General features: G+C 35.9%; 8 protein-coding genes. All 8 read right to left on the bottom strand.

Annotated elements, in window-relative coordinates:
• On the bottom strand, positions 1-357 hold a 357-nt coding region (locus HOG71_08115; GenBank protein ID MBT5990806.1), incomplete at its 3' end, for a cytochrome c oxidase subunit 3 family protein.
• Positions 358-368: 11 nt separating this feature from the next.
• On the bottom strand, positions 369-1979 hold the full coding sequence (ctaD, locus tag HOG71_08110; GenBank protein ID MBT5990805.1) for a cytochrome c oxidase subunit I: 1611 nt from the start codon (positions 1977-1979) through the stop codon (positions 369-371).
• Positions 1980-1986: 7 nt separating this feature from the next.
• A complete protein-coding gene (locus HOG71_08105) occupies positions 1987-2754 on the bottom strand; it encodes an SCO family protein (GenBank protein ID MBT5990804.1) in 768 nt (255 codons plus the stop codon).
• A 27-nt stretch (positions 2755-2781) separates the two neighbouring features.
• A complete protein-coding gene (locus tag HOG71_08100; GenBank protein ID MBT5990803.1) occupies positions 2782-3294 on the bottom strand; it encodes a cytochrome c in 513 nt (170 codons plus the stop codon).
• A gap of 145 nt (positions 3295-3439) precedes the next feature.
• Positions 3440-4009 carry a c-type cytochrome gene (locus HOG71_08095; protein ID MBT5990802.1) on the bottom strand — a complete coding sequence of 190 codons (570 nt, stop codon included), beginning with the start codon at positions 4007-4009 and terminating at the stop codon, positions 3440-3442.
• A gap of 15 nt (positions 4010-4024) precedes the next feature.
• A complete protein-coding gene (locus tag HOG71_08090) occupies positions 4025-4222 on the bottom strand; it encodes a CcoQ/FixQ family Cbb3-type cytochrome c oxidase assembly chaperone (protein ID MBT5990801.1) in 198 nt (65 codons plus the stop codon).
• Positions 4215-6368, bottom strand: coding sequence for a cytochrome-c oxidase, cbb3-type subunit I (gene ccoN, locus HOG71_08085; GenBank protein ID MBT5990800.1), 2154 nt, complete (start codon positions 6366-6368; stop codon positions 4215-4217). The genes HOG71_08090 and ccoN overlap by 8 nt, the downstream gene beginning before the upstream one ends.
• A 3-nt stretch (positions 6369-6371) precedes the next feature.
• Positions 6372-6539, bottom strand: a complete 168-nt coding sequence (gene ccoS / locus HOG71_08080) for a cbb3-type cytochrome oxidase assembly protein CcoS (GenBank protein ID MBT5990799.1) — start codon at positions 6537-6539, stop codon at positions 6372-6374.
• Positions 6540-6805: the final 266 nt, after the last annotated feature.

Here is a 6805-nt window from a genome sequence, read left to right as displayed (position 1 = left end):
CTCTTGTCCGGGAAATAAACCGTGCTCAAATTTTGCTCCCCATTCAAAATACTTATTAACCATAAATACCAAGGCAAAAACAATGGTTAGCCAAAGAAAACCAATAGCAAGTTTTGGTTTGTTCTTTTGAATAGCAGTTATTGATAGTGCTACTGTTAAACTACTAGTGATTAAGGCAATTGTGTTAATTGTTCCTATAAATACATCCAATTCAGAACCTGCATGAGCAAATGGATCAGGATTTTTATGACGGTAAATGGAGTAGACTAAAAAGAGTCCTCCAAATAATAATAGCTCAGTAAACAGGAAAATCCACATCCCCATTTTTGAAGCTTCATCATCTCTGTGTAAGGTCATGATATTAAGTTTTAGCTTTTGTATTCGTATGGTGCCTCCGTTACAGTTGGTATTTCGTCAAAGTTTTCAATCGTTGGAGGAGAATCGGTTTGCCACTCTAAGGTTAAGCCATTCCAAGGATTCTTGCCAATTTTATGACCTTTTCGTACTCCAATAACAATGTTCGTAATCATTAGTATAATACCAGTTATCAGTACCCATGATCCTACCGTTGAAATGAAATTTTCAACTTGAAAATGAGGTAATTGATTATAGTATCTTCTTGGCATACCTTTGAATCCTGCTATAAACATCGGGAAATAAAGAAGCATAAATCCAGTTATTGTTATCCAAAAAGCAGTTTTTGCTCTTTTAATATTATACATCTTTCCATAAATTTTGGGAAACCAATAATGCAATGCCGCAATAAATGCATATCCAGTTCCTCCAAACATAACAAAATGGAAGTGTGCTACTACAAAATAAGTGTCATGCAAGTGAACATCAGTAGCAAGAGCCCCTAATACCAGCCCGGTCAATCCGCCAATTGTGAAAAGGAAAATGAATCCCATTGCCCAAAGCATAGGTGGTTGCATATCAATTGCTCCTTTATACATGGTGGCAATCCAGTTGAATACTTTTATGGCACTTGGTATAGCCACAAGAAATGTTAGCAGTGAAAATACAATTCTGGCTTGGCCACTCATGCCCGAGGTAAACATATGATGCCCCCAAACGAAATAGCCAATAAAGGCAATAGCTAAACTGGAATAAGCAATGGCTTTATAGCCATAAATTCTTCTGCGACTGAATACAGGAATAATCTCAGAAATTATACCCATTCCGGGTAAAATCATAATGTAAACTGCTGGATGAGAATATATCCAGAATAAATGTTGGTACAAAATAGGATCACCTCCCAAGGCAGGGTCAAACAGGCCAATTCCTAAAACTCTTTCTGCGATAATCATCAATAAGGTAATTCCAATAATAGGAGTTGCTAAAACCTGTATCCATGAAGTTGCATAGGTGCTCCACGCAAATAAGGGCATTTTAAACCAGGTCATGCCGGGTGCTCTCATGCGATGAATGGTAGTTAAGAAGTTTAATCCGGTTAAGATTGATGAAAACCCCAGTATAAATGCAGCCAGAACTGAGAGTGAAACATTGGTTCCGGTTCTTACGCTATAGGGTGCATAAAATGTCCATCCTGTATCAGCTGGTCCATCTCCTAATACCAATGTCGATAAGGCGAATAATGCGCCTACAACGTATAGATAGTATGAAAAAAGATTCAAACGAGGAAATGCAACATCCTTTGCTCCCAAAATTAAGGGAAGAATAATATTGCCAAACACAGCAGGAATTCCTGGAATTATAAAAAGAAAAATCATTATTACCCCGTGTAGCGTAAATAACTGATTATATGTTTCTGGCTCCATTATTTGTTTGCCAGGTTTTATGAGCTCTAATCGCATCAAAAACCCAAGAGCCATTGCCACCAGGAAAAATACCATGATGGAATAAAGATACATGAGGCCTATTCGCTTGTGATCAGTAGATAGAAGCCATGCGAATATGCCTTTACGTCCTTGTTTATCCTGAAAAAAATTGAGATGTTCTTTTTGTATAAGGTCTGTCATCTGATAACTAGTTTTCTGTTTTCTTTCTTTTTAAAACCAAGATTAGGAAAAATATAACAGCAAATAAAATCACCACTGTGGCACCTATTTTTGTTACATTGAATACATATTTTTTCCCATCTGCATCATAGCTAAAACAATATTGCAATACTTTGCTAATAGTTGGTGAAGATTTGCCTTCCGAGGCTTCCATCACAGCCATTTTTAAATCAAATTGATTGAATTTTGTTCCGTATAAATAGCGAGTTACTTTACCATCCGGACTTAACAGAATTAATGTACCGGCATGAATAAAATCTTTTCCTTCCCGTTTAAATTTAAAACCAACAGCATCCGTTAATCCATAAATATTGACGCTGTCACCGGTAAACCACTTCCATGCATCTTCATCCACTTCTTTTTCAATTTGTTTTAAATAATTAAAACGTTTGCTTTTTGCCAAACTTGGTGTTTCCGAATAATTAAAGCTAATTGTAAAAACCTGATAGTCAACGCCTAATTCAATATCAGCCCAATCAATAACTTCTGCAAGACCATCTAAAAGTGGGCTGCAAATGCCAGGGCAGGTAAAGTAGACAAGAGAAAGAACGGTTGGCTTATCTATTAATGAACTAAGTTTAACCAAATTGGAATCAATATCATAAAATTCCAAATCGGTAGGAATGTACTTATCCAATTGTTCATATATCCCTATTTCAGGCATCTCTTGTTCTTGAGAATAAGAAACCGCAAATAGCGAAATAGAAAATAATAGTAAGAATAGCGATTTTTTCATAATAATTGTGTTTTGTGTTTGTTTGACTTAATCGACATGCAGACTCCTGGCTGCTTCTACATCAGCAAGCTCAATGAAGCCTCCATTGTTTCCCCAGGAATTCAAAACGTAATTTACGACATCAACAACTTCCTGATCCGTTAGCTCAAACCCTTTGATTCCTGCCGACATTATATTTCCAGGATAGCTTATTCCATTGACCAAAATTGGTTCTTGAGAGCCATTAATGGCTTGTGAAATTGCTCTTGGAATATCTGCCAATAAATAATCTGCATTTGCTAAAGGAGGAAAGCTCGGTGGTAATCCTTGTCCATTTTCCATATGGCATGTGAAACAATTTCCTTTCCCATTGTAAATTTCCTTACCTGCTGATAAATTCATTTCATCTGATACAGCGTCCGACTCAACAATTTCTGCGGTTGGTTCTTCGCTTACAGCTGTGGTGGTGCTTTTCGAATCACCTCCACAGGAGATTAAGAATAATGAAGAAGTAAAAATTGAAATAAAAATGATAACTAATCTGTTTATATGCATTTTCATGATTGTTAAATTGATTTATAATTCATCACAAATATACAAATTTATAGATATATAAACAGTCTAAAATAAAAATCATTCTAAAAAACGAACAAGGCCTAAAATGCCCTATTGTTAATAAATTTGAATAAGGGGGACTTATTTCTTTCTAGAATTTATCTCCCTGCGGCTCCTTTGCATTAGCCGGATTACTACCTTGCTTGCTCCAAATAAAGCTAGATAGCTGAATGATTTGTTCGGTAGCGAGTTGATCTTTAAAAGGAGTCATTCCTTTTTGAATGTTTCCATTTGAAATAATATCAACCATGTTATTAATACTATTTCCATAAATCCAATAGGCATCAACTAAATTAGGTCCAATCGCATTTCCTTCAAGCTGAACTCCATGGCATGTGACACATGTTTTTGAATTGAATAGCTCTTCACCAGCTTGCAAACTTGCATCATCAGTTAAAAAAGTTAATGTTAAAGTTCCTTCTGATTGGGAAGCTTCGAATTTGGCCATTTCTTTTTCATACTTTTCGTTTTGTGTGTCGCCTGTTTTAAAAACATGATACACAAAAAAGTAAATTCCAGCAAATACAATACTGGCATAAAATAAATAGACAAGCCATGGAGGTGGAGGGTTGTCTAATTCGCGAATACCATCAAAATCATGATCAACAAGAAGTTTGTCCTTTTCTTGTTCTTTAACGTCTAGTTCAGTATGATCTTCCATGATTATGCAATTTTTTTATTGTTCAATATGATTATTCGAAGTTTCATTATCATCAAAAGGAATATTCTTCATTTTGTTAATATGCTTACGATCAGCTTTTATGACCCAAATAACAACTCCTACAAATAGCACCAGAAAAAGGATTAATGAAATAGCAGGTAAAAAGCCAATCCCAAAAGTATTGTTTAGCGATTCTGAGATAAATTTACTCATCTACTTTATCGGATTTTACGGTAGAAATATCTCTTCCTAGTTTATGCAAATAAGCAATCATGGCAATAATTTCTTTATCCGGAGGGCACTCAATACCATCTGCTTTCAGCTCATTTGAAATTTCAGTTGCTTGTTTTATGAGGTCGTCAATAGCTATTTTATCATAACCTTCAGGATAAGGTACACCCAGTTTCTGCATCACGCGTATTTTGCGAGCTAATTTGCTTACATCCAAATCATCTTCAATCATCCATGGGTAAGCTGGCATAACTGATTTTTCTATCAATTTTTTAGGATCCAACATATGCTTGTAATGCCATGAAGCTTTTTTATAGATTTTTCCTTCTTTCAAATCTCCGGCACGAGCCAGATCAGGTCCGGTTCGTTTCGATCCCCATTGGAATGGATGATCATAAACAAACTCTCCTGCTTTTGAATATTCCCCATAACGGGTTGTTTCATGTCTGAATGGTCTGACCATTTGCGAGTGGCAATTGTAGCAACCTTCGCGTATATAAATATCTCTTCCTTCTAACTCGAGTGGTGAATATGGAGTTACACTAGAGATAGTTGGAATATTGGATTTTACTGTGAGCATTGGAATTATCTGGATAAGACCGCCTATCAGTACAGCAATAACCACCCAAATAGTAAATACAAAGCTTTTCTTTTCCAACCATTGATGTGACGTTTCGCCTGCAACTTTTTTACTAGCAACCAATTGAAGAGCAGGAGCTTCAGATGCTTCATTAGTAATTAATTTTCCAGATTTTATCGTTTTTGATAGATTGATAATCATGATAACAACTCCAGCAAAATATAATATTCCACCAACAAAGCGGGTCACATACATAGGTATGATTTGGGTAACAGTTTCCAAAAAGTCAGGATATGCCAATTTTCCAAATTCATTAAACTCCCTCCACATTGCCCATTGGGTAAATGCTGCCCAATATAATGGTACAGCGTAAAATAGAATTCCTAAAGTACCTATCCAAAAATGAGCATTGGCTAATTTCAACGAATGTAATTTTGTTCCAAAAATTCGTGGTATCATCCAGTATAGCATACCAAATGTGAAAAAGCCATTCCATCCCATCGCACCAATATGGACATGCCCTACGGTCCAATCAGTAAAATGACTGATTGCATTCACATTTTTTAGCGAAAGCATAGGTCCTTCGAAAGTTGTCATTCCATAAGCAGTAACAGCAACAACCATGAATTTCAAAATGGGATTGTCTCGAACTCTATCCCAGGCACCACGTAGGGTTACCAAGCCATTTATCATTCCGCCCCAAGATGGAGCAATAAGCATGATGGAAAATACAACGCCTAATGACTGTACCCAATCAGGAATAGATTGAAAAAGTAAATGATGTGGCCCTGCCCAGATATACAAAAAAATCAAGGTCCAAAAATGAGCTATCGATAGCTTGTAGGAATATACTGGACGATTGGCTGCTTTTGGAAGAAAGTAATACATGAGACCCAGAAATGGGGTTGTAAGGAAAAATGCTACTGCATTATGACCATACCACCACTGTACAATGGCGTCTTGAACTCCTGCGTAAACAGGATATGATTTCAGTATACTTACTGGAATTTCGATGGAATTGAAAATATGAAGAATGGCAACAGTAACAACAGTGGCTATATAAAACCAAATGGACACATACAGGTGCTTGACTCTTCTCCTTGCAATGGTTCCAAACATGTTCCATCCGAATATAACCCACACAATTGCAATCAAAATATCAATGGGCCATTCGAGTTCAGCATATTCTTTAGATTGGGTGAAACCCATGAGTAAAGTAACAGCAGCTAGTACAATTATCAATTGCCAGCCCCAAAAATGAACTTTACTTAAAACATCGCTAAACATTCTTGCTTTAAGCAAGCGTTGAAGTGAGTAATATGCTCCGGCAAATATGGCATTGCCAACAAAAGCAAAAATTATGGCATTTGTATGTACTGGCCTGACACGTCCAAAAGTTGTATACTCCAGATTTAAGTTGAGAGCAGGAAAAGCCATTTGTAAGGCTGCTAATAAACCGACAAACATGCCAACAACACCCCAAAAAACGGTGGCGTACAAAAAGTACTTTACAATTTTATTGTCGTAAGCGAATTTTTGAATTTCCATGGATTATGATTTTTTGTTTTCCTGCGAATCTTTTTTGTCATCAAACAAAATGCGTATTGATGGGGTGTAGTCATCTTCATATTGTCCGCTTCGTACCGACCAAAAAAAAGCAATCAGAAAACCGATGGCAACAATTAAACTTACACCAATTAATATAAAAATTACAGACACGCTTTCATTATAATGATTTGGCTACCAAATTTAGCATAATATTGTATATCTACCTCGGCTAATTAAAATTAATATACAGATTCATTAAAAGTATAAATAACAGAAAAACAGTATCTAAGACGTTTTAAGACCGTTGCAAAACCAATTATTCTTTAATGTTTAAAATTTTATCCGTTTTTTTTGTGTTTTTTTCTTGATTCCATCCAATTTTTTCTTTTTTTCACAGAATAGGTGGGTGTTTTTATGATATTTCTCATTGTTATTGG

Source organism: Bacteroidota bacterium (genome assembly GCA_018698135.1).
GTDB lineage: Bacteria > Bacteroidota > Bacteroidia > CAILMK01 > JAAYUY01 > JABINZ01.
This window is presented reverse-complemented; position numbering and strand designations above follow the sequence as displayed.